At 59.5% G+C, this 23,097-nt stretch carries 23 protein-coding genes; 15 read left to right on the top strand and 8 right to left on the bottom strand.

The features are described 5' to 3' along the window. Positions 1–22 precede the first annotated feature (22 nt). Both EL257_RS26120 and EL257_RS26115 read left to right on the top strand, forming a co-directional pair. A complete protein-coding gene (locus tag EL257_RS26120) occupies positions 23–904 on the top strand; it encodes an ABC transporter permease subunit (protein WP_172604586.1) in 882 nt (293 codons plus the stop codon). After that, the gene (locus tag EL257_RS26115) at positions 901–1,791 is read left to right on the top strand and encodes an ABC transporter permease subunit (protein WP_126367452.1); all 891 of its coding nucleotides are present in this window, start codon (positions 901–903) and stop codon (positions 1,789–1,791) included. Before EL257_RS26120 ends, EL257_RS26115 begins: the two co-directional genes overlap by 4 nt. A 90-nt stretch (positions 1,792–1,881) precedes the next feature. Here the strand turns inward: EL257_RS26115 and EL257_RS26110 are convergent, their stop codons facing one another. Then, positions 1,882–2,523, bottom strand: a complete 642-nt coding sequence (locus EL257_RS26110; protein ID WP_126367450.1) for an HD domain-containing protein — start codon at positions 2,521–2,523, stop codon at positions 1,882–1,884. Between the two features lie 150 nt (positions 2,524–2,673). On the opposite strand from EL257_RS26110, the gene EL257_RS26105 reads away from it, so the two are divergent. Continuing rightward, complete coding sequence (locus EL257_RS26105; protein ID WP_126367448.1) at positions 2,674–3,639, top strand: GlxA family transcriptional regulator; 966 nt, start codon at positions 2,674–2,676, stop codon at positions 3,637–3,639. Positions 3,640–3,892: 253 nt separating this feature from the next. Further along, entirely contained in the window at positions 3,893–5,038 is a 1,146-nt protein-coding gene (locus tag EL257_RS26100) for an integrase core domain-containing protein (protein WP_126361162.1), read from the top strand. 64 nt (positions 5,039–5,102) lie between these two features. On the opposite strand, the gene EL257_RS26095 is transcribed toward EL257_RS26100, so the two are convergent. Both EL257_RS26095 and EL257_RS26090 read right to left on the bottom strand, forming a co-directional pair. Continuing rightward, positions 5,103–7,511, bottom strand: a complete 2,409-nt coding sequence (locus tag EL257_RS26095; RefSeq protein WP_126367446.1) for a penicillin acylase family protein — start codon at positions 7,509–7,511, stop codon at positions 5,103–5,105. Positions 7,512–7,613: 102 nt separating this feature from the next. Further along, positions 7,614–8,192: a DUF6436 domain-containing protein gene (locus EL257_RS26090; protein ID WP_126367444.1), complete on the bottom strand. Its 579-nt coding sequence runs from the start codon at positions 8,190–8,192 to the stop codon at positions 7,614–7,616. Between the two features lie 99 nt (positions 8,193–8,291). On the opposite strand from EL257_RS26090, the gene EL257_RS26085 reads away from it, so the two are divergent. Next, a complete protein-coding gene (locus tag EL257_RS26085; protein WP_126367442.1) occupies positions 8,292–9,239 on the top strand; it encodes an alpha/beta hydrolase in 948 nt (315 codons plus the stop codon). A gap of 75 nt (positions 9,240–9,314) precedes the next feature. Here the strand turns inward: EL257_RS26085 and EL257_RS26080 are convergent, their stop codons facing one another. Then, positions 9,315–10,049, bottom strand: a complete 735-nt coding sequence (locus EL257_RS26080; protein ID WP_126367440.1) for a DUF2059 domain-containing protein — start codon at positions 10,047–10,049, stop codon at positions 9,315–9,317. A 108-nt stretch (positions 10,050–10,157) separates the two neighbouring features. Here EL257_RS26080 and EL257_RS26075 point away from each other — a divergent pair, with 108 nt between their 5' ends. Together EL257_RS26075 and EL257_RS26070 are read left to right on the top strand one after the other, a co-directional pair. After that, positions 10,158–10,790 carry a 2OG-Fe(II) oxygenase gene (locus EL257_RS26075; RefSeq protein ID WP_126367438.1) on the top strand — a complete coding sequence of 211 codons (633 nt, stop codon included), beginning with the start codon at positions 10,158–10,160 and terminating at the stop codon, positions 10,788–10,790. A 2-nt stretch (positions 10,791–10,792) separates the two neighbouring features. Then, positions 10,793–11,281 carry a DUF523 domain-containing protein gene (locus EL257_RS26070; RefSeq protein ID WP_126367436.1) on the top strand — a complete coding sequence of 163 codons (489 nt, stop codon included), beginning with the start codon at positions 10,793–10,795 and terminating at the stop codon, positions 11,279–11,281. Between the two features lie 330 nt (positions 11,282–11,611). On the opposite strand, the gene EL257_RS26065 is transcribed toward EL257_RS26070, so the two are convergent. Then, positions 11,612–12,181 carry a transporter substrate-binding domain-containing protein gene (locus EL257_RS26065; RefSeq protein WP_126367434.1) on the bottom strand — a complete coding sequence of 190 codons (570 nt, stop codon included), beginning with the start codon at positions 12,179–12,181 and terminating at the stop codon, positions 11,612–11,614. Between the two features lie 135 nt (positions 12,182–12,316). Here EL257_RS26065 and EL257_RS26060 point away from each other — a divergent pair, with 135 nt between their 5' ends. Continuing rightward, the gene (locus EL257_RS26060; protein ID WP_093097349.1) at positions 12,317–12,742 is read left to right on the top strand and encodes a DUF4399 domain-containing protein; all 426 of its coding nucleotides are present in this window, start codon (positions 12,317–12,319) and stop codon (positions 12,740–12,742) included. 128 nt (positions 12,743–12,870) lie between these two features. Here EL257_RS26060 and serA read toward each other — a convergent pair whose 3' ends face one another. Beyond that, positions 12,871–14,100: a phosphoglycerate dehydrogenase gene (serA, locus tag EL257_RS26055; RefSeq protein WP_126367432.1), complete on the bottom strand. Its 1,230-nt coding sequence runs from the start codon at positions 14,098–14,100 to the stop codon at positions 12,871–12,873. Between the two features lie 206 nt (positions 14,101–14,306). On the opposite strand from serA, the gene EL257_RS26045 reads away from it, so the two are divergent. The 4 genes from EL257_RS26045 (at position 14,307) to EL257_RS26030 (ending at position 18,666) form a co-directional block, all read left to right on the top strand. Further along, entirely contained in the window at positions 14,307–15,701 is a 1,395-nt protein-coding gene (locus EL257_RS26045; RefSeq protein WP_126367430.1) for an FAD-binding oxidoreductase, read from the top strand. A 41-nt stretch (positions 15,702–15,742) separates the two neighbouring features. Then, a complete protein-coding gene (locus EL257_RS26040; RefSeq protein ID WP_126367428.1) occupies positions 15,743–16,408 on the top strand; it encodes a fumarylacetoacetate hydrolase family protein in 666 nt (221 codons plus the stop codon). A 212-nt stretch (positions 16,409–16,620) separates the two neighbouring features. Then, the gene (locus EL257_RS26035) at positions 16,621–17,544 is read left to right on the top strand and encodes an SdiA-regulated domain-containing protein (RefSeq protein ID WP_126367426.1); all 924 of its coding nucleotides are present in this window, start codon (positions 16,621–16,623) and stop codon (positions 17,542–17,544) included. Positions 17,545–17,748: 204 nt separating this feature from the next. After that, positions 17,749–18,666 carry an SdiA-regulated domain-containing protein gene (locus EL257_RS26030; protein ID WP_126367424.1) on the top strand — a complete coding sequence of 306 codons (918 nt, stop codon included), beginning with the start codon at positions 17,749–17,751 and terminating at the stop codon, positions 18,664–18,666. 143 nt (positions 18,667–18,809) lie between these two features. On the opposite strand, the gene rpiA is transcribed toward EL257_RS26030, so the two are convergent. Beyond that, positions 18,810–19,484, bottom strand: a complete 675-nt coding sequence (gene rpiA, locus EL257_RS26025) for a ribose-5-phosphate isomerase RpiA (protein WP_007913886.1) — start codon at positions 19,482–19,484, stop codon at positions 18,810–18,812. A 257-nt stretch (positions 19,485–19,741) separates the two neighbouring features. Between rpiA and ilvA the strand changes: the two genes are divergently transcribed. Together ilvA and EL257_RS26015 are read left to right on the top strand one after the other, a co-directional pair. Then, on the top strand, positions 19,742–21,256 hold the full coding sequence (gene ilvA / locus EL257_RS26020; protein ID WP_126367422.1) for a threonine ammonia-lyase, biosynthetic: 1,515 nt from the start codon (positions 19,742–19,744) through the stop codon (positions 21,254–21,256). A 39-nt stretch (positions 21,257–21,295) separates the two neighbouring features. Then, positions 21,296–21,721, top strand: coding sequence for a DUF2269 domain-containing protein (locus EL257_RS26015; RefSeq protein WP_126367420.1), 426 nt, complete (start codon positions 21,296–21,298; stop codon positions 21,719–21,721). A 90-nt stretch (positions 21,722–21,811) separates the two neighbouring features. Here EL257_RS26015 and EL257_RS26010 read toward each other — a convergent pair whose 3' ends face one another. Continuing rightward, positions 21,812–22,468, bottom strand: coding sequence for an HAD family hydrolase (locus EL257_RS26010; protein ID WP_126367418.1), 657 nt, complete (start codon positions 22,466–22,468; stop codon positions 21,812–21,814). A gap of 143 nt (positions 22,469–22,611) precedes the next feature. On the opposite strand from EL257_RS26010, the gene EL257_RS26005 reads away from it, so the two are divergent. Beyond that, complete coding sequence (locus EL257_RS26005) at positions 22,612–23,091, top strand: RNA pyrophosphohydrolase (protein ID WP_003229203.1); 480 nt, start codon at positions 22,612–22,614, stop codon at positions 23,089–23,091. Positions 23,092–23,097: the final 6 nt, after the last annotated feature.

Here is a 23,097-nt window from a genome sequence, read left to right as displayed (position 1 = left end):
CAAACGCCGCATCAACCGAATAATCCCCAATGGCAGGCAACTGGTCATCGGCGTGCCGTTCATCTGGCTGTTCCTGTTCTTTATGTTGCCGTTCTTCATCGTCCTGAAGATCAGCTTCGCCGAAGCCGACGTGGCCATCCCGCCGTACACCGAGATTTACACCTTTGCCGAGCAGAAGCTGCAACTGCTGCTGAACCTGGGCAACTACGCGATGCTTGGCGACGACGAGTTGTACATCGCCGCCTATCTCGGCTCGCTGAAAATGGCGTTCATCAGCACCGTGCTCTGCCTGGCGATCGGCTACCCGATGGCCTACGCCATCGCCACCGCCCGTAAAGAGCTGCAAACGGTGCTGGTGCTGCTGATCATGATGCCGACCTGGACCGCGATCTTGATCCGCGTCTACGCGTGGATGGGCATTCTCAGCAACAACGGCCTGCTCAACGGTTTCCTGATGAGCATGGGTTTGATTGATGAGCCGCTGCAGATTCTCAATACCAACCTGGCGGTCTACATCGGCGTGGTTTATTCGTACCTGCCATTCATGATCCTGCCGTTGTACGCCAACCTGGTGAAACACGATCAAAGTCTGTTGGAAGCGGCCTCCGATCTTGGGTCGAGCACCTTCAACAGCTTCTGGAAAATCACCATTCCGCTGTCCAAGAACGGGATCATTGCCGGCTGCATGCTGGTGTTCATCCCGGTGGTGGGTGAGTTCGTGATTCCGGAACTGCTCGGCGGCCCGGAAACCCTGATGATCGGTAAGGTGCTCTGGCAAGAGTTCTTCAATAACCGTGACTGGCCGGTGGCATCCGCGCTGGCGGTGGTGATGCTGGCGATCCTGATCGTGCCGATCATTCTCTTCAACCGCAGTCAGGCCAAGGAAATGGAGGGTAAAGAATGAAGCGCATCCGTTTCTCCAGCCTGATGCTGGTCGTGGGTTTGCTGTTTATCTATCTGCCGATGCTGATCCTCGTGATCTATTCGTTCAACGCCTCGAAACTGGTGACAGTGTGGGGCGGCTGGTCGATCAAGTGGTATGTCGGCCTGCTCGACAATACGCAACTGATGGGCTCGGTGCTGCGCTCGCTGGAAATCGCCTGTTACACGGCGGTTGCGGCGGTGGCGCTGGGTACGCTGGCGGCGTTCGTGCTGACGCGCATCACTCACTTCAAGGGCCGCACGCTGTTCGGCGGCCTGGTGACCGCGCCGTTGGTCATGCCGGAAGTGATCACCGGTCTGTCGCTGTTGCTGCTGTTCGTGGCCATGGCACAGATGATCGGCTGGCCGCAGGAACGCGGCATCGTCACCATCTGGATTGCTCACACCACGTTCTGTGCGGCGTATGTGGCGGTGGTGGTGTCGGCGCGTCTGCGTGAGCTGGACCTATCGATCGAAGAGGCGGCAATGGACCTCGGCGCGCGGCCGTGGAAGGTGTTCTTCCTGATCACCATCCCGATGATTGCGCCATCGCTGGCGGCGGGCGGCATGATGTCGTTCGCCCTGTCGCTGGATGACCTGGTGTTGGCGAGCTTCGTTTCCGGACCAGGCTCGACGACGTTGCCGATGGAAGTGTTCTCGGCGGTGCGTCTGGGCGTGAAGCCTGAGATCAACGCAGTGGCGAGCCTGATTCTGCTGGCGGTGTCGATCGTGACCTTCCTGGTCTGGTTCTTCAGCCGCCGCGCCGAAGAAGCCCGCAAGAAAGCCATCCAGCAAGCCATCGAAGAAAGCGCTGCCGATTCGTGGAAACAACCGGACGTGCGTCGCGCACCGGCGCCGCAATCGGCTTGACCGCAAAAGATCGCAGCCTGCGGCAGCTCCTACAGGAAACGCATTCCAATGTAGGAGCTGCCGCAGGCTGCGATCTTTTGGTTTTGCCCGTCAGGCAGTCCAGGGAGAATTACGGATGACTTCAACAAAGTTCATCGGTTTGAAGCCTGGCTCCTGATCCACCAGCACATCGGTCTTCACGTTGCCGAACGTGGTCTGCGGACGATGGCGCAAGCCGTCGGCGAACGCGCAGATGATGCATTCCTTGAAACCTTCCCCACGTGGATGCGCATGCACCACGGCCTCGCGCTGCACAGTGCTGAATGCCGCGTAATCCATTCCCAGCACATCCATTTCCACGCCAGCGGTGACCAGCGCGACGGTCGGGCGCAGATGCCTGGGCACGCCCGGCGTCGTGTGCAAGGCAATCGATAGCCAGACTTGCTCGATGTCGTCATCGCTCAGCCCATAGGGTTTGAGAAACGCCGCAGCCGCATTCGCGCCATCCACCTCGAATCGTTCATCATCGCTGCGATGCCCCTCGACCAGACCGAGGTCGTGGAACATCGCGCCGACGTAGAGCAATTCGGGATCGTAGGCCAATCGCTGGCGCTCACCGCTCAGGGCGCCGAACAGAAACACCCGGCGCGAGTGGTGATAAAGCAGGTCGGACTCGATGTCGCGGATGTATTCGGTAGTGGCGCGGGCGAGGGCGCTGTCGGGGATCTGGATGCCGGCGATGGTGCTGGTCATAACGGTTTCCTCATCGAAAACGCCGGTGTGGCGCTGATGGAGAAAGTCTGTTCCCGGCACGCGAAGCGAACAATCGATCCATGGCTGCGATCCTTGCCAATCCACCGGCAAATCGTGCCAAGCTTTTGCACTTTAAGGGAATCCACAGCCATGAACAAAACCGTCGCCATCGTCGTGTTCCCCGGCGTGCAATCGCTGGACGTCAGCGGCCCCATGGATGTGTTCGCCGAGGCCAATCGCTTCCTCGCGCCGGAAAATCACTATCGGCTCGAAGTGATCGGTCTGGAAAAAAATCCGATGGCCTGCTCCAACGGTTTGATCCTCCACGCCCATCGGCATTTCAGCGAGGCACGCGACGCCTGCGACCTGCTGCTCGTGGCTGGTGGTCCGCAATTGCCGTTCATGGATTTCGGCCCCACGTTCGACGCCTGGTTGCGCGAAGCCTGTGGTCGCGCCGGGCGTTTCGGGTCGATCTGCAATGGCGCGTTCATGCTTGCGCGGGCCGGATTGCTCGAAGGGCGCACCGTGACCACGCACTGGAACGATGCCGAGGCCCTGGCGCAGTTATGCCCGTCGACGCAGGTCGAAGCGGATCGGTTGTACGTCGAGGACGGTCGCCTCTATACCTCGGCCGGGGTGACAGCCGGGATCGATTTGTCGTTGTATCTGCTGGCGCGCGATCACGGCGCTGAAGTGGCGCTGAGCGTGGCCAAACGCCTGGTCGTGTTCACCCAGCGCTCCGGCGGACAATCGCAGTTCAGCCCGTTCCTGACGCCGCATGCGGAACCGACGTCGGCGGTGGCGATGGTGCAGTTGTATGTGCTGGCCAATCTCACCGGCGATCTGACAATTGCCGATCTGGCCAGCGCCGCGAATATGAGTGCGCGCAATTTCTCGCGGGTATTTGCGCGAGAAGCCAAGGTTACGCCGGCGGAGTTCGTCGAACGGGCGCGGGTGGATGCGGCGCGGGTGTTGCTGGAAAGCAGCGCGGCCCCGTTGAAGACCGTGGCGTATCAATGCGGGTTTCGCGACGCGCAGCATATGCGCAGTGTGTTCAATCGCAGGCTCGGGGTGACACCTCAGCAGTTTCGGCTGAATTTTGCGGTAATGCTGTGACCCTCACCCCAGCCCTCTCCCAGAGGGAGAGGGGGCCGACCGCAGTGTCTGGCGTGATACATCGACCTGAAAGACCTTAGCGATTATGGATTCGGTAAAGCAGTATCAGGTCGCTGTAAGCCTTGAGCATCCCCCAATCAGTCCCCTCTCCCTCTGGGAGAGGGCTAGGGTGGGTAAAAACCGGATACATCCTTTACGTTTGAGACCGGGGACATGGTTTACAGGTATCAATCGTGGTCAGGAGGTGCTGACCATGCCCTGGAAACAAGAGTCCCCAATGGATCAACGAGTAAAGTTAATCAGCGATTGGCTTAGCGGCAGCTACACCAAAAGCCAGTTAAGCCGGCGGTATGGTGTCAGCCGCCCTACCATCGACAAGTGGTTGGACCGATACGCAGCGTTGGGCGTTGATGGTTTGAAAGAGCAGTCGCGCAAGCCGCTGAACTGCCCTCATCAAACTTCCGACGAAATCATTGCCAAGTTGTTTGCCAAGAAAAACGAACATCCCGATCGAGGGCCCAAACAGATCATCGATCGCCTGCGCGTTTCCGATCCGCATATCCAGTGGCCGGCGGCGAGTACTGCCGGAGAGTGGTTGAAGAAAGCTGGTTTGGTCATGGCGCGACGACCTTATCCCCCACGTCCCCGTGCGCCAACGCATTTGCGTCCGGTCGACGCGCCCAATCAGACCTGGTGTGCTGATTACAAAGGGCAGTTCAAAATGCAGGACGGTAACTGGTGCTACCCGCTTACCATTACCGATCAGATGAGCCGCTTTTTATTCGTCTGTCGAGCTTTGCCCAGTACGCATGGCGCGCCGACGCGGGAAGGCTTCGAGTGGGCTTTTCGAGAATATGGGCTGCCGGATGTGATCCGCACTGACAATGGCGCTCCTTTCGCCTCGACAGGACTGGCGCGACTTTCGAAGTTATCAGTTTGGTTCATCAGGCTTGGAATCCATGTCGAAACGATTACGCCTGGCCGTCCCGACCAAAATGGTCGACATGAACGGATGCATCGAACGCTAAAGGCAGCGGTGCCACCTGCGGAAAACCTTGTGCGCCAGCAGCTGGCTTTTCAGGATTTCATCCAAGACTTCAACCACCACCGACCCCACACCGCGCTGGGCATGAAACCGCCAGCTTCGGTCTATAGCCCGTCGGAACGTGCTTATCCCGGTCACTTGCCTGCCCTTGAATACGGCTCTGATGTTGAAGTACGCAAGGTTCGGTCAAATGGTGAAATCAAATGGAAAGGACAGCTGATTTTTCTCGGAGAGGCTTTGATTGGAGAGGACATCGCGTTGAAGGAAGTGGCAGATGATGCTTGGGAGCTGTACCTTTGCAGCCACTGTTTAGGCAGGCTTGAACACGGCGCTAAACGCGTAGCAAGCCTGTAAAGGTGTAAACGATGTCCCCGGTCTAATTTGTAAAGGATGTACCGGTCTCTACAGTGAGGGGCTTTTAAGGTGCTCGCGTCGGCAACAACTTCAACGTATTGCGCGTATTCGCGGTCACCTCTTCGTCGCTGAAATGCGCCTGCACATAGATGCCATCCACATACGCCTCAGCCTGATCGTCATAGTGGCTGTCGAACGGCACGCCGCTCTGGCCGACCGGGTTGATGGTCAGGGCATGGGTCGGATCGGCGAAGTCCACCAGCCGCCGGGTTGACGGGCCATAGGTCACCGGCCACGGCGCCGGGCCGATTTTCGCCGATAGATTGTTCGGGACTTCGTGACTGCCCGGCGCGGCGAACGGTCCGACATTGAAAATCCGCTCCAAGGGTTTCTGCTGCCCCAGCGGATGTCCGTGGGTCAGCGTATGCGCCGCTGCCCATTTCCACTTCGCCGTGTCCTCGCCGAGGGTCTGTTTCAGATGTTGCAGGCTCGCCGCCCACGCGGTGCGCACGATGTCGGCGCGGCTCTCCTTGTTCGGCGTGCTGCGGTTATCCCACCACGGTGAATCGGCGGCGGCCGCCAGACGAGGCAGCGCCGAATCGATTACCCGTGTCGACAGCAGCGTTTCGAAAAAGTCATTGCCCAATTCATCGCGCATCGCCGCGTCGGCGAGGTCGTAGAGGAACTGGTTGAAGAGCGTGGCACTCACCGAATCAAGCGGATAGTCGCCGGGCCACTGCGCCAGTTGCTCGACCAGCTTGAGTTGCGCCGGATCGCTCGCCACCTCACGCAACACCGGCAACAGCGGCGCCAACAGTCGCGGGCCGTAACCGGTCGCGGTGCCCAATTGCAGTTTCTGGTTGGCCTCGTTATTCCATTTCACACTTTTGTCGCCGAGCTGACGATCGAGTTGCTGGCCGCGATCGGCGAGGTTGTAGTAACCGGGGATCTCCATGCCGGTCGGCGACACGGGTTGGAAGTTGGCGGAGACGATATAGCCACGCGCCGGGTTTTCCTCTTGCGGGTTGGCGCTGAACGGGTAAAAACCGTCCTTGTCCGCCTGCGCGCTGCTGCCATCGAGAATGAATTCCGGCCTCACCCCGGCCGAACGCTTGGGCAGCAATGCCGAGGCCCACCAGGCGATGTCACCCTTGGCGTTGGCGTAAACCAGATTCAGCCCCGGGGCCTGCACTTTCGCGGCGGCAGCGCGGGCCTTGGCCAGCGTATCGGCGCGGTTGAGTTGGTAGAAGCCTTCGAGGATCGGGTTGGGTGTTTCGAGGAAGGCCCACCACATCGCAATCGGTGTTTTTCCGGCAGCGGTACCCAGCACATCGTTGACGATCGGCCCGTGCGGGGACTGACGCAAGGTGATCGTCACCGGCGCCTGCCCCTTCACGTTGATCTGCTGCTCGGTGATGACTATGTCGGTCCACTGGCCGCGATACCAGACCTGATTGGCGTTGTCCGGATTGACCTTCTCGGCGATCAGATCGAGATCGTCGTTCTGGAACATGGTCAGGCTCCAACCGAAATCCAGGTTGTGCCCGAGAAAGGCAAACGGCACCAGTGCCTGATGGTGACCGTACAGGGCAAAGCCCGGCGCCGACAGCTGCGCTTCGTACCACACCGACGGTACCGAAAAACGAATATGCGGGTCGCCCGCCAGCAGTGGCTTGCCGCTCTGACTGCGGCTGCCGGCAATCACCCAGGCGTTGCTGCCTTCAAACTGCGGCAGACCGTTATCGATCAGCGCGCGTTCGCTCAGGCGGGCGAGGGCATTGAGGTCTTTCCAGTCGCCGGCTGCGAGGGCTGGCGCTGGCTTGGCATGACCGTTGACCAGCACGCCCTTCGACTGCCAGTCGAGGTCGAAGACATTCAGATAATCGGCGCCCAATTGATCGCGCACGTAGGTCAGCAACGGCTCGGTGCGAAACGCGGCGGCAAAGCTGTACGCCATGTAACCGGCAACGCTGATGCTGTCTTCGGCCGTGAACGGTCGCTTGGGGATGCCCAGCACGTCGAACTCGATGGGCGCGGCGTGGGTGTCCTGATATTGGTTGATGCCATCCAGATAGGCTTGCAGGCCTTTCCACGCCGGTGACTGCTTATCGAGACTGGCCACGTAACTGGCGGCGCGCTCGCGGATGCGCAGGCTGCGGAACAGTTTGTCGGTGTCGAGCAGCTTCGCCCCGAGCACTTCGGCCAGCTCGCCGCGGGCGAGGCGGCGCATGGCTTCCATCTGGAACAGCCGGTCCTGGGCGTGGACATAACCGAGGGCGCGGTAGAGGTCCGTCTCGTTTTCGGCGCGGATATGCGGCACACCGCGTTCATCGTAGCGCACCGTCACCGAACCTTGCAGATTGCGCAATTCGACCTGACCCTGGCGCGTCGGCTGTTTGCTGTAGACGTACCAGCCTGCGCCGGCGAGCAGGACAACAATGAGCAAGGCAACAACGGTGAACACACGCTTCATGGTGACTCCTTGTGCAAGCGGGATGGCCGCCCGTGCGGCTGCAAACAATTAGCACACACCATGCGGCCGATGCAGCGCTGTCCTTGAAAAGTCCGGAATGCCTTAGTGCGCCTCCACAGGCCACGGGCAGTAGCAACCGACGGCCAAAGTGTGAGTAGCATTAACCGGTCGATCATCAGTCAGGGCATGCAAGATCGGCTCGATAAAGCTGTTGCTGGAGTTGCACGTCAGGCCTTCGCTGTAAGGGCCGAAGTAGGCGAGTTTGCCGCTGCGGTCCCAGATCGCCACAGCCGGGCTGGCGGGGATCTGTTCGGAACCGGGCAGGACAATGATCGTTTTCAGAGCGGAGAGGGTGACGGGCAACTGGCCGTGACTGCCGGGCTTTTGCACGGCGAAGAACTCCACGCCCCTGGCGCCGAACTGCTCGACCATCTCGGTCAGGTGCTGTTGATTGCCAACGTTGCATGGGCACGCCGGGTCCCAGAAATGCACGAGGCGAATGTTTCCGGGCCCGGCGAGATCGTCGGGCAGGCGCAGTGGATCGCCTGAAAATACCGCCGTGTGTTCGCTGAACGCCCGCAGATAACGCCCCTGAAACCAGTCATACGCCGCCCACAGCACCCCGGCGCAGATCAGCGCAAGCAGGCTGGCGAACAGTGCGGTGCGGTAGGGCGAACGCATGATGTCGGTATCTGAAAAGGTTGGCTAGCTTGCCATGCTTGCCGCGACAGATGAATATCGCAGGCCGATAAAGTCCGTTTACCGCTTTGGAATGTCTGCATGCCCGATACTTTCGACCCCGATCAACTCCGCGCCAGCCTCAAGCCTTTGGCCGAGTGGCAGCCGTTATCGGAGGCAGCGAAGGCTTACCAGCGCTTCTATCAAACCGACTTTCCCGAACGTGATGTCTGGCGCGGCATGGGCCGTTTCGAGGTCGATGGCTACGAACTGGTCAGCCATTGCTGGTGGCCGGAGAAGGTCAAGGCAACGCTGTTCCTCCTGCATGGTTACTACGATCACATCGGGCTGTACCGGCATGTGATCGAATGGGCACTGGATCAGGATTTTGCCGTGATCGCCTGCGACTTGCCGGGGCATGGTCTGTCGAGCGGGCCGCGGGCGAGTATTCGTGATTTCTCCGAGTATCAGGATGTCTTGCAGGCGCTCTTCGCCGAAGCGAATTCGATTTCCCTGCCGCAGCCGTGGCATTTGTGCGGGCAGAGTACCGGTGGCGCAATCGTCGTCGATCACCTGCTCAACCATGCCGAAAACAGTCCGGCGCAGGGCCAGGTGATTCTCATGGCGCCGCTGGTGCGGCCGCGGGCGTGGGGATGGTCGCAGTTGAGTTATTACCTGCTTCGGCCTTTCGTCCGTGGCGTGGCCCGGCGCTTCAGCGAGAACTCCAACGATCCGGATTTCCTGCCCTTTCTCCAGGCCGATCCGCTGCAACCGCGACGTCTGCCGACCCAATGGGTCGGGGCGCTATCGCGGTGGATTATCCGCGTCGAGCACGCGAAAAAAAGTCCGCGACGGCCGCTGATCATTCAGGGGCAGGCGGATATGACCGTCGACTGGCAGCACAATCTGCAGGTGCTGAAATGGAAGTTCGACCGGCCGCAGATTCTCTTGCTGGCCGAGGCGCGGCATCATCTGGCCAATGAAACGGCGGAGATGCGCGAGGAATATTTCGGGTTTCTGAGCAAGCGGATCAGGGGGCGGAATCTCTAGAAACAGATCAAAAGATCGCAGCCTGCCGCAGCTCCTACAGGGATCGATGTAGGAGCTGCCGCAGGCTGCGATCTTTTACTGTTGGCCGACTGCAAGCCCCGCCCGAATCGCTGCCAGCGCTGCCTGATAATAAGCCTTGCCCTCGGTCGACTCGGCAAACGTCGCAAACTCTTCCAGCTCTTCATCCGACAGGTCGCGATAGACGTAGAGCAAGGTGTTGTTCAGGTCGGCGCCGATCTGATCCATCAGCCGCTGACGCTGACCATTCAACATGCCCTGTGCCTGACCGCCGCCGAGCAGCCCCGGAATCATCGAACTCAAACTGTCCGCCGCCACCCCGGCAATCGCCAGGCTGACCTCGGCGCCCGCTTCACGCGCGGGCAAGGCCTGAGCGAGGTGGCCGATGATCAGCAAACGGCTGTCGCTGGCCGGCATTTTCGGCAGGCCCTTGGCGTTTTTCGCCAGTTGATCGCGGCGGGTCGCGAGTAATTCAGCGGCGACAATTTTCTTGCCCAGTGGTGACTGAAAGAAGGTCAAAGCCGGTTTCGGATCGGCGAGGGTTTTGCGCAGTTGCGCTTCGGCGCGCTGATCCATCGCCTGCGCGGCGAAGCGCTGGTTGCTGTTGTTGACCAGAGCTTGAAACACTGCGGGCGGCAGGCTGTTCTGATAGCGCTGCTGGGCGGCACTCAGGGCATCGTTGAAATGCGCGCGTTGTTCTGGCCAACCGGCGATCTTGTACAACTGATCGTGGCCGTCCGCCCAGGCGGGCAATACGCAGAACATCAACAGTGAAAAAAGCAAACGGCGCATAGGGACTCCTGTCAGCAGCGGACTATTGTCCTTGCGGTGCAGGGACTTGTCGAGAATTCGTATCAAGCCGCCGCGTGGCTCTGTCGGATTTCTTGCCGCAGGCATACTATGCGCGCCATGCAAATATCCTCTGAACACCCGCTGCTGTTACGCATTGTCGACGACCTGGCCGAGCATGGCTGGTCGCAGCAGAACATTTTCCTGCCCGCCGGTTTGACCCGCGAGCTGGCGGCCGAATGCCGCAAACGCGAGGCCGAAGGTGAACTGGCGCCGGCGGCAGTGGGGCGCGGGCCGTTCTCGGAGATTCGCGAGGGCATTCGAGGCGACCATATCCAGTGGATCGATCCCGGGCAGGCTGCGGCCAGCGACCGTTATCTGAGCCTGATGGACAGCTTGCGCGAGGCGCTCAACCGCGGCTTGTTTCTCGGCCTGGAAGATTTCGAGTGCCATTTCGCCCTGTATCCGCCCGGTGCGTTCTATCGCAAGCACGTCGACCGCTTTCGCGATGACGACCGGCGCATGGTTTCGGTGGTGGTCTATCTCAACGATGCCTGGCTGCCGGAGGATGGTGGTCAGTTGCGCATGTACCTCAACGATGAGCGCGTGCATGACGTGCAACCGACTGGCGGTTGTCTGGTGGTGTTTCTCTCGGGTGAAGTGCCGCACGAAGTATTGCCGGCGAACCGTGAACGCTTGTCGCTGACCGGTTGGTTTCGCCGCCGTGGCAACGAGCCGTTCTGAGCATGGACAAGATTCTGGTCAGCCGCTGCCTGTTGGGCCATCGCGTGCGTTATGACGGCGGGGCGAGCGGGCCGTTTGATTTGCTTGAGCAATGGATCGCACAAGGGCGGGTGGTGCCGCTGTGTCCCGAAGTCGCGGGCGGTTTGCCGACACCACGGGCAGCGGCGGAAATCCCGGGCGGGCAGGGTGGTGAAGTGCTGGATGGTGTCGCTGCGGTGATTACCACCGAGGGCGAGGATGTCAGCGCGCAGTTTCTGGATGGTGCGCGGCAGGCGTTGGCGTTGGTGCAACAGCATGGGATTCGCGTGGCAGTGCTGAAAGCCAACAGCCCATCCTGTGGAAACCTGCTGACCTATGACGGGACGTTCAGTGGCGTCAAAGTCCCAGGCGAAGGCGTAACGGCCGCGCTGCTCAAGCGCCATGGCGTGCAAGTCTTCAGCGAACTCGAACTCCCACAAGCCGCGAAAGCCCTGGCCCAACTCAACCCATAGCCCCCACAAATCCCCTGTAGGAGCTGACGAGTGAAACGAGGCTGCGATCTTTTGATCTTGTAAATCAACGTCAAAAGATCGCAGCGTGCCGCAGCTCCTGCAGGGCGCGGTGTCGGTCAACTCAGGCTGTAGGAGCTGACGAGTGAAACGAGGCTGCGATCTTTTGATCCAGTAAATCGACGTCAAAAGATCGCAGCGTGCCGCAGCTCCTACAGGGCGCGGTATCGGTCGACTCTTGCTGTAGGAGCTGACGAATGAAACGAGGCTGCGATCTTTTGATCTTGTAAATCAACGTCAAAAGATCGCAGCGTGCCGCAGCTCCTACCGACTTCAGTTGGCTTCGGTGAGCCACTTCTTCGACAACGCCGCCAACCGCCCGTCCGCCTTGATCCGCTGCATCGCGCTCTCCAGGCTGGCCTGAAACGCCGGGTTGCCCTTCTGAAACGGTATGGCCAATTCCACCGGTGCACTTGCTGTCGGTTTAGCGTTGGTCAGCGTCTGCACCAGCACCATCGGCCGTGGCTGCTCATCCTTCTTCGCCAGCAACTGCGAATCGACCTTGCCGTATGGCGCGCTGAAGTCGAAACGATCCTGTAGATCAGCGGTCTGTGCTATGTGATTGAGCGCGACATCGTATTTGCCGCTTTCGACGCCCTGGAGCAAGTCGGCCTCGTCGGTGACGATGAAGTCGGCGCGAACATCCAGTTCGTTCGCCAGGAGCTGCCCAAGCTCGACCTCGAACCCCGTGAGTGTGTCGCCATCCTTGTAATTGAAGGGCGGTGTATTAGCCTCAAGGGCTATGCGCAGTTCGCCACGGTCGTTGACGTCATCAATCAGTTCGGCGTGAGCCAAAGGGCTCAAAAGGGGTAGCAGGCAGATCAGGCCAGGCAGAAAGCGCATGGTCACTCCTTTGAAATCATTAACGCGATGCTCTGAGTCAGGCTCGCTTTGCTATGGTTGTCGAGTGCCTTCGACAACGAATGGTCATGAAGTTGTCATGACCGTGCGGATTTTACGGAAAAACTGGAGAAGAAAATGAAAAGCTTTATGTCACGTGCAGCATTGGCCGGTGTGCTGATGGGTGTTTCGGTACTGGCCAGTGCGGCGACACCGGCGCCGAAGGATGCTGAAGTGTTCATCGTTTCTCCTGAGGACGGGGCTACGGTTTCCCAGGAATTCAAGGTCAAATTCGGCGTCAAGAACATCGCGTTGGCACCTGCCGGGGACGTCACCAAGAACACCGGCCACCACCATCTGCTGATCGACGTCGACGACCTGCCGGCCGAAGGCGCGCCGATTCCGACGGATGCCCACCACATGCATTTCGGCAAGGCGCAGACCGAAGCCACGATCAAACTCGCCCCTGGCAAGCACACCTTGCAACTGATCCTCGGCGACAGCGGCCACATGCCGTTCGACCCATCGATCGTTTCGGAAAAAATCACCGTCAACGTGAAATAAAAAAAGGGAGCCTTTCGGGGCTCCCTTCTTTTATTCAGCTTCAAGTTGCCAGCTGCAAGCGGCAAGTAAAGGCAAACGCGCTTTTCACTTGCCGCTTGTAGCTTGTAGCTTGTAGCTAGCAGCTGCTGTTAGAACAGTACGCGACTACGGATTGTGCCGTTGACGTGTTGCAGCTTCTCTTGCGCCAGTTCCGAGTATTCGGCGTCGACGTCGATCACCACGTAGCCAACCTTCTCGTTGGTCTGCAGGAACTGACCGGAGATGTTGATGCCGTTCTCGGCGAAGACCTTGTTGATCTCGCTCATCACACCCGGAATGTTCTCGTGGATGTGCAGCAGGCGGTGCTTGCCAGGGTGAGCCGGCAGGGCTACTTCCGGGAAGTTCACCGACGAAACCGATGTACCGTTGTCGCTGTACTTGACCAGTTTCTCTGCTACTTCCAGACCGATATTGGCTTGCGCTTCTGCGGTCGAGCCGCCGATGTGCGGGGTCAGGATCACGTTGTCGAGGCCACGCAGCGGGCTTTCGAACTCTTCGTCATTGGAACGCGGCTCGACCGGGAATACGTCGATGGCCGCGCCGATCAGGTGCTTGTCCTTGATCGCTGCCGCCAGGTGATCCAGCTCTACCACGGTGCCGCGTGCCGCGTTGATCAGGATGCCGCCCTTCTTGATGGCGCGGATTTCCTTCTCGCCGATCATCCACTGCGTCGCTGCGGTTTCCGGAACGTGCAGGGTGACGATGTCGGACATGCCCAGCAGCTCGTGCAGGTTGTTGACCTGCGTGGCGTTGCCCAGCGGCAGTTTGGTCACGGTGTCATAGAAGAACACCTGCATGCCCAGGCCCTCAGCCAGAACCGACAGCTGCGTGCCGATCGAGCCGTAGCCGACGATGCCCAGCTTCTTGCCACGGATCTCGAACGAGTTGGCTGCGGATTTGATCCAGCCGCCACGATGGCAGGAGGCGTTTTTCTCAGGGATGCCGCGCAGCAGCAGGATCGCTTCGGCCAGCACCAGCTCCGCCACGGAGCGGGTGTTGGAGTACGGCGCGTTGAACACGGCGATACCGCGCTCACGGGCAGCACTCAGGTCAACCTGGTTGGTGCCGATGCAGAAACAGCCGACCGCGACCAGCTTCTTCGCGTGATCGAAGATCTCTTCGGTCAGTTGCGTGCGCGAGCGAATGCCGATGAAGTGAGCGTCAGCGATCTTTTCCTTCAGCTGGGCTTCCGGCAAGGAACCAGTCAGGTATTCGATGCTGGTGTAGCCCGCCGCCTTGAGGACGTCGACAGCCGATTGGTGGACGCCTTCGAGAAGAAGGAACTTGATCTTGCTCTTATCGAGAGAAGTCTTGCTCATCTGCGTAAACCTGTATCCCGGAGAAAAATGGCAGGGAGGGGCGCAGCCTGGAGCTGACCCAAACGGCAGGAAAGCCGTCACCGCGGATCTGGCCTTGGGCACTGTCCTGCGGGGTCGGTATGCTAGCATAGCCACCCCGCTAAACACTCATTCCTGCGACGTGAAGCGTTCTCAGGATGACCATGAATTGTTCGAGAGTTCCGTCGATGACCAATCCTGCGCTGATTGATGAACTGAAGACCCTGGTTGAGCCTGGCAAAGTCCTTACCGATGCCGACTCCCTGAATGCTTACGGCAAGGATTGGACCAAGCACTTCGCCCCGGCGCCCAGCGCCATCGTTTTCCCCAAGACCATCGAGCAAGTGCAAGCGGTTGTCCGTTGGGCCAATGCGCACAAGGTTGCGCTGGTGCCGTCCGGCGGGCGCACCGGGCTGTCCGCCGCAGCGGTAGCCGCTAACGGTGAAGTGGTGGTCTCGTTCGATTACATGAACCAGATTCTCGACGTGAATCTCACCGACCGCACTGCCGTGTGCCAGCCAGGTGTGGTCACCGAGCAGCTGCAGAACGTCGCCGAAGAGAACGGCTTGTACTACCCGGTCGATTTCGCCTCGGCGGGTTCCAGCCAGATTGGCGGCAACATCGGCACCAACGCCGGCGGGATCAAGGTGATTCGTTACGGCATGACGCGCAACTGGGTGGCCGGCATGAAAGTCGTCACCGGCAAGGGCGATGTGCTGGAGCTGAACAAAGACCTGATCAAAAACGCCACCGGTTACGACCTGCGCCAGTTGTTCATCGGCGCCGAGGGCACCCTCGGGTTCGTCGTCGAAGCGACCATGCGTCTGGATCGCGCGCCGAAAAACCTCACAGCGATGGTTCTCGGTACCGCCGATTTCGATTCGATCATGCCGGTGCTGCACGCCTTCCAGGGCAAACTCGACCTGACCGCCTTCGAATTCTTCTCCGATAAAGCCTTGGCTAAAGTCATGGGCCGTGGCGATGTTCCGGCACCGTTCGAAACCGATTGCCCGTTTTATGCGTTGCTGGAGTTCGAAGCGACCACTGAAGAAGTGGCCAACAGCGCTCTGGAAACCTTTGAGCATTGCGTCGAACAGGGCTGGGTGCTGGACGGCGTGATGAGCCAGAGCGACACCCAGTTGCACAATCTGTGGAAGTTGCGCGAGTACATCTCCGAAACCATCTCGCACTGGACGCCTTACAAGAACGACATCTCGGTCACCGTCTCGAAAGTCCCGGCGTTTCTGCAAGAAATCGATGCGATCGTCGGTGAACACTACCCGGATTTCGAAATCGTCTGGTTCGGCCACATCGGCGACGGCAATCTGCACTTGAACATCCTCAAGCCGGATGACCTGAGCAAGGACGAGTTCTTCGCCAAGTGCGCCACCGTGAACAAGTGGGTATTTGAAACCGTCGAGAAATACAACGGCTCGATCTCGGCCGAGCACGGCGTGGGCATGACCAAGCGCGATTACTTGACCTACAGCCGTTCGCCGGTCGAAATCGAATACATGAAAGCGGTGAAAGCGGTGTTCGACCCGAACGGCATCATGAACCCGGGCAAGATTTTCGCGGTTTGATCGGTAATCTCTGTTGAATCAATAAAGGCAGGAGTCGGTAAATGAGCTATCAGCACCAGTACGTCGACGGCACGCGCATCCACTTCCCGATCGGGAAAGTCGTGTGCATTGGCCGCAATTACGCCGAACACGCCAAGGAACTGGACAACCCGGTGCCTACCGAGCCGCTGCTGTTCATCAAGCCGGGCAGTTGCGTGGTGCCGCTGGAAGGCGGGTTCAGCATTCCGACCGAGCGCGGTTCGGTGCATTACGAAGCGGAAATCGCCGTGTTGATCGGCAAGCCGCTGTCGACCAAACCAAGCCGCGAAGAAGTGCTGGATGCGATCTCCGGCTTCGCCCCGGCGCTGGACCTGACCTTGCGCGACAAGCAGGCCGAACTGAAAGCCAAGGGCCTGCCGTGGGAAATCGCCAAGTCGTTCGACGGCGCAGCGGTGATCGCGCCGTTCGTGGTCGGCAGCACCTTCGCTGACCTGACCGACATCGGCATTCGCCTGACCATCAACGGCGAAGTCCGCCAGGACGGCAACAGCAGCGCCATGCTCAATCCGATCGTGCCGATGATCCAGCACATGGCCGGGTGCTTCTCGCTGCAGGCCGGTGACGTGATCCTCACCGGCACGCCGGTTGGCGTCGGCCCGCTGAACGTCGGCGATGACATCGTCCTCGAACTGCCGGGCGCAAGCAGCTTCACCAGCAGCGTGCGCTAACCGCAAAAGATCGCAGCCTGCGGCAGCTCCGATACCGATCCCTGTAGGAGCTGCCGCAGGCTGCGATCTTTTGATCTTGCCTGTCGCGCAGGACAATCCCGCCATTTACCGTTTTTTTCACATCCTGTCTGGATAATTTCCGCAAATCTGGCGTCTGAGCCGGCCCCTTTGTGCTATTACCCATAGCCTGAATTTTCGGAACGCGTCCTTTGATGTCCTCTCAAACTCAGCTCAAACCCACCCGCCGTTCACGTTTCGCTCTGCGTTGGTACGCCTGGCTGCTGCTGGCGGTTGCCGCTGCCTATGGCCTGGCGTTCGCCATGCATTGGGATGACCGTGGCGTGCTCTGGGTTCTGGAGCGATTCGAGAGCCCGGCCGAGCAGAAGGAAAGCGTCTGGCTGCCGGATTACCGCGCGGTAATCGACGCGAAGCCGCTGCCGGGCATGGAAAAGGACGAGGCTTCGGATCTGGCCTACAACCCGCAGACTAAAACGCTGTTTTCGGTGATGGGCAAAAATCCGTTTCTGGTCGAGTTGACCTTGCAAGGGGAGGTGCTGCGCAAGATGCCGCTGGTGGGCTGGAGCAACCCCGAGGGCCTGACGGTCATGGAAAACGGCCTGCTGGCGATCGTCGACGAGCGCGAACACCTTCTCTCGATCGTCAAGGTCGCCGCCGACACCCGTGAACTGAATATTGCCGATTTTCCGAAATACGACCTCGGACCGTCCAAGGATCAGAACAAAGCATTCGAAGCCATCACCTGGGACCCGCGCAATCAGCAACTGCTGCTGGGGGAAGAGCGGCCGCCCGCACTGTTCACCTGGAAAAGCGACGGCAGCCAGAGCCTGAAGGGCGACAAGCAGAAACTGCTCAGCGACGAACTGGACATTCGTAACCTGTCAGCGCTGGCGGTGGATCCGCGCACCGGCCATCTGCTGGTGCTGTCCGCCGACTCGCACTTGTTGCTGGAACTGGACGAAAAAGGCGAACAGGTCAGCTTCATGACCTTGCTCGGCGGTTTCAACGGTCTGAAAAACACCATTCCGCGTGCCGAAGGCATGACCATGGACGAGGCGGGCACGCTGTACATGGTCAGCGAACCGAACCTGTTCTATCGCTTCGAAAAACAGCAATAAACGCGGACACCAATTCCCCCATGTAGGAGCTGCCGCAGGCTGCGATCTTTTGATCTTGTTTTTTCAAGATCAAAATCAAAAGATCGCAGCCTTCGGCAGCTCCTACATGAGCAGATGTTGTAGTTTGAGGCAAGTGGCCATTAAGCTTCAGTTCAGACGGGCGTGATATTTCATCCGCCTGTTTTGATTTCCGAGCCCGCCCGCATGCGCCGACTTGCCCGTCCCAAGCCTCTGTTTATCCTGCTGTCGATGATCGCTTTGATCGCATTGCTTGCGATCGGCCAATACATGCGTCTGTTCGAGCGGGCCTGGTTCAATCTGCATACGCTGTGGCAACCGCAGAGCAGTGAATCCATTGCGCTTGACCGGTATCAAGTGCAAATCGAAGCGCGAGTCATCGAAGGGCTGGACGACGATGTCTCGGCGCTGACCTTTGATCCGGTGCGCAAAAGCCTGTTCACCGTAACCAACAAGAATGCCGAACTGGTCGAGCTGTCACTGGAGGGCAAGATCCTGCGACGCATTGCCCTGATCGGCTTCGGCGATCCGGAGGCCGTCGAGTTCATCAGCGCCGACACCTACGTCATCACCGATGAGAGTCAGCAGCGCCTGATAAAAATTCATCTGGAAGCCGACACCACTTTTCTTGACGCCGACGATGCAGAGCAGATGACGCTGGGCGTGCACATGAGCGGCAACAAGGGTTTCGAAGGCTTGGCCTATGACTCGGTCGGCAAGCGTCTGTTTGTCGCGAAAGAACGTGACCCGATGCTGATTTACGAAGTGCATGGTTTTCCACACTTCAACCCGGAGAAGTCCTACGCGGTACACGTAATCAATAACCCCAAACGCGATGCCGGCATGTTCGTGCGAGATTTGTCGAGCCTGCAATACGACGAGCGCAGTGGGCATTTGCTGGCGCTGTCGGATGAGTCGCGGTTGATTCTGGAGCTGGATGTCAACGGTCGCCCGTTGAGCACGATGTCTATCAGTGGCGGCCGCCAAGGCTTGAAAAAGACCGTGCCGCAGGCAGAAGGGATTGCGATGGATGATGATGGCGCGCTGTATCTGGTGAGCGAACCGAATCTGTTCTACGTCTTCAAAAAACCTGCACAGCCTTAACTCAGACCACAAAACACTGTGGGAGCGAGCCTGCTCGCGAAGGCGTCGTGTCAGCCGGTGAAGATGTTGGCTGAACGGGCGCTTTCGCGAGCAGGCTCGCTCCCACAGGTTTATTCGTCTGCCCATAATTGTGGGCAGTCTGGCTACTCAGCCTTGAGAGTTTTCACGCCTTCGCTGGTCCCCAGCAACAACAGATCCGCAGGACGCGCGGCGAACAAGCCGTTGGTGACCACGCCGACAATCGCATTGATCTGCGCTTCCAGTTCTACTGGGTTGGTGATCTGCAGGTTGAACACATCGAGGATGATGTTGCCGTTGTCGGTCAGTACGCCTTCGCGATAAACCGGGTCGCCGCCCAGTTTCACCAGTTGGCGAGCGACGTGGCTGCGGGCCATCGGGATCACTTCGACCGGCAGCGGGAATTCGCCGAGCACTGGCACCAGTTTGCTGGCGTCGGCGATGCAGATGAAGGTCTTGGCCACGGCGGCGACGATCTTTTCGCGGGTCAGGGCTGCGCCGCCGCCCTTGATCAGGTTCAGGTGCGCGTCGCTTTCATCGGCGCCGTCGACGTAGAACTCCAGATCGCTCACGGTGTTCAGTTCATAGACCGGAATACCGTGGCCCTTGAGGCGCGCAGCGGTGGCTTCGGAGCTGGCAACCGCGCCATCGAAGGCGCCCTTGTGCTGGGCCAGGGCATCGATGAAGCAGTTGGCGGTGGAGCCGGTGCCGACGCCGACGATGCTCTTGTCGTCGAGTTTCGGCAGGATGAAGTCGACGGCGGCCTGGGCCACTGCCTGTTTGAGTTGATCCTGAGTCATGCGGGCTCCGAAGTGCCGAAGAGGGGAACGAAAGGCCGGCATTATAGGCCCCGCGTTCGTGAAGGTCATTGTCCTATTGGCAGATCAAAGGATCGCAGCCTGCGGCAGCTCCTACTGGAATCGCATGCATCCTGTAGGAGCTGCCGAAGGCTGCGATCTTTTACGACGCGGCTAAAACCTCTGTATTCGTGTGGTCGCCCGGGCAAAAGCCGGGTTAGACTCCTTGGCCCTGCCCAACCCGCTCAGTGATGCTTCCGATGCTCGAACAGTACGTCAAAAAGATCCTCACCTCGCGCGTTTATGACGTTGCCGTAGAAACCCCGCTACAGAACGCTCGCCAGCTCTCCGAGCGGCTGGGCAATGACATCTGGCTCAAGCGCGAAGACTTGCAGCCGGTGTTCTCGTTCAAGATTCGCGGCGCCTACAACAAGCTGACTCAGCTGAGCGAAGAAGAGCGCGCCCGTGGCGTGGTCACCGCGTCGGCGGGCAACCATGCGCAGGGTCTGGCTCTGGCGGCGAAAGTGTTGGGCGTCAAAGCCACCATCGTCATGCCCAAGACCACTCCCGAGATCAAAGTCGAAGGTGTGCGTTCGCGCGGCGGCAAAGTAGTGCTGCACGGTGATTCGTTTCCGGAGGCTTTGGCCTACTCGCTGAAACTGGTCGATGAAAAAGGCTACGTCTATATCCACCCGTACGACGATCCGCACACCATTGCCGGGCAGGGCACCGTGGCCATGGAAATTCTGCGCCAGCACCCGCAGCCGCTGGACGCGATTTTCGTCCCGGTCGGTGGCGGTGGTCTGATCGCCGGGATCGCGGCGTATGTGAAATACCTGCGTCCGGACATCAAAGTCATCGGCGTCGAGCCGGACGACTCCAATTGTCTGCAAGCGGCCATGGCAGCAGGCGAGCGCGTGGTCCTGCCGACCGTGGGCATCTTCGCTGACGGCGTGGCAGTGGCGCAGATCGGCCAGCACACATTTGACATCTGCAAGGATTACGTCGATGAAGTGATCACCGTCAGCACTGACGAAATCTGCGCGGCGATCAAGGACATCTACGACGATACCCGCTCGATCACCGAGCCTGCCGGCGCGTTGGGCGTGGCCGGGATCAAGAAATACGTAGAACAGCGCGGTGTCAGCGGCCAGACCTTTGTCGCCATCGACTCCGGCGCCAACGTCAACTTCGACCGTTTGCGTCACGTCGCCGAGCGCGCCGAGCTGGGCGAGGGCCGCGAAGCGATCATCGCCGTGACCATCCCCGAGAAGGCAGGCAGCTTCAAGGCGTTCTGCGAAGCGGTCGGCAAACGCCAGATCACCGAATTCAACTACCGCTACAACACCGGCAGCGAAGCGCACATCTTCGTTGGCGTACAGACCCACCCGGAAAACGATCCGCGCAGCGCACTGCTGGCGAGTCTGATCGAGCAGGGCTTCCCGGTCATCGACCTGACCGACAACGAACTGGCCAAGCTGCACATCCGCCACATGGTCGGCGGCCATGCGGCGCACGTCATTGATGAAGTGGTGTTTCGCTTCGAATTCCCCGAGCGCCCGGGCGCGTTGTTCAACTTCCTGACCAAGCTCGGTGGGCGCTGGAATATCTCGATGTTCCACTACCGCAACCACGGCGCTGCCGATGGTCGCGTGGTCGCGGGCCTGCAGGTGCCGCACGACGAACGTCATCTGGTCCCGGCGGCGCTCGAGGAAATCGGCTATCCATACTGGGATGAAAGCGAGAACCCGGCGTATCAGCTGTTTCTGGGCTGAGGGGCTACGCTAATGGGCAAGCCATAAGGAATTTTGACAATGGAAACGTTAACGGCCCTGAAAATGGCGCATGTGATCGCAACCGTGGTCTTGCTGGCCAGCGCGCTGGGGCTGGGCGTTTGGGTTTTTCTGGCAAAACGCAAGGGTGATGCGACGGCGGGCAGCCGCACGTTGCAGCAGCCACGAGTGTTCGTGTGGCTGCTGATGGGCCTGGCGCTGTTGAGCATGCCGTTTACCGGCTGGTGGATGGTTCATCTCGTCGGCTGGCCGCTGGGGCAGACTTGGATTCTGGCGTCGAGCGTGCTGTATACCGTGGCGGCGTTGGCGTGGTTCTGGTTGCTGGTGCGTTTGAATCGGTTGCGCAAGGCGCCGGGCGGGGTCGGCAAGTTCAGTTTTGCCTTGGCGTTGTTCAGTTTCGTGTGTTTTGTCGCGATTGCCGGGTTGATGGGCGCCAAACCGGTGTGAAGCGAAAAGATCGCAGCCTGCGGCAGCTCCTACAAGTGTGGTCTGACACCGAACCTGTAGGAGCTGCCGAAGGCTGCGATCTTTTGATCTTCAGCCGCGCAACGAAATCACCGGCCAGCCGCGCTTCTCGGCCTCAGCACGCAGATTCGGATCCGGATCAACCGCCACCGGATTCGCCACTTGCTCCAGCAACGGCAAGTCATTCATCGAGTCGCTATAGAAATAGCTGTCATCCAACGAATACCCGGTCTCTTCCAGCCAACGATTCAAACGCGTCACCTTGCCTTCACGAAAGCACGGAATGTCAGTGCTGCGGCCGCTGTAACGGCCATCGACCATTTCGCACTCGGTGGCAATCAGCGTTTCCACGCCCAGGCGCGCAGCAATCGGCGCCGTCACGAAGCGGTTGGTCGCAGTGATGATCACCAGTTTGTCGCCGGCGTCGCGATGTTTTTTCAGCAGTTCCAGCGCTTGCGGCAGAACGATCGGCTCGATGCAATCGCGCATGTAATCGCTGTGCCAGGCGTCTAGCACGGCCATTTCAGTGCGACCCAGAATTTCCAGACAGAAATTCAGGTAGGCGGCGTTATCCAGTTTGCCGGCCAGGTAATCCTGATAGAACTCGTCGTTGCGCGTCTTGTAGGCGATCGGGTCGAGGAAGCCGCGCTCGCACAGGTAGTCGCCCCAAGCGTGATCGCTGTCGCCGCCCAGAAGGGTGTTGTCCAAATCGAATAGAGCCAGGCGCATTGCAGTTACCCGCTGAAAAGTCAGTAAAAAGGCGACAAGAATACGGTCTTTTCACAAGAGTGCACATAAGGTAGGAACCTTCGTTGCCGCCTTATCAAGCTTTGTGGAACAATGCGGCGACATGCGTTTGCGAGGTTGTTGCCGTGATCGACCCCGATGGTTTCCGTCCCAATGTCGGGATCATTCTGACGAATGACGCCGGCCAGGTGCTATGGGCTCGCCGTATCAATCAGGATGCCTGGCAGTTTCCGCAAGGGGGAATCAACCCTGAGGAGACGCCGGAAGACGCCTTGTACCGCGAGCTGAACGAAGAAGTTGGCCTGGAACGTGAAGATGTTGAAATACTGGCCTGCACTCGAGGCTGGTTGCGCTATCGTTTGCCGCAACGTCTGGTGCGCACCCACAGCCAACCGCTGTGCATCGGCCAGAAACAGAAATGGTTTCTCCTGCGCCTGATCTCCAACGAGCAGCGGGTGCGGATGGATTTGACCGGTAAACCGGAGTTCGATGGCTGGCGCTGGGTCAGCTATTGGTATCCGTTGGGCCAGGTGGTGACATTCAAGCGCGAGGTGTATCGACGCGCTCTCAAAGAGCTTGCCCCGCGCCTTTTAGCGCGCGACTGACGACGG

Origin of the sequence: Pseudomonas fluorescens (assembly GCF_900636825.1) — a bacterium.
GTDB lineage: Bacteria > Pseudomonadota > Gammaproteobacteria > Pseudomonadales > Pseudomonadaceae > Aquipseudomonas > Aquipseudomonas fluorescens_BG.
Note: the sequence above shows the minus strand (reverse complement) of the source record. Positions and strands in the feature narration are given on the sequence as shown.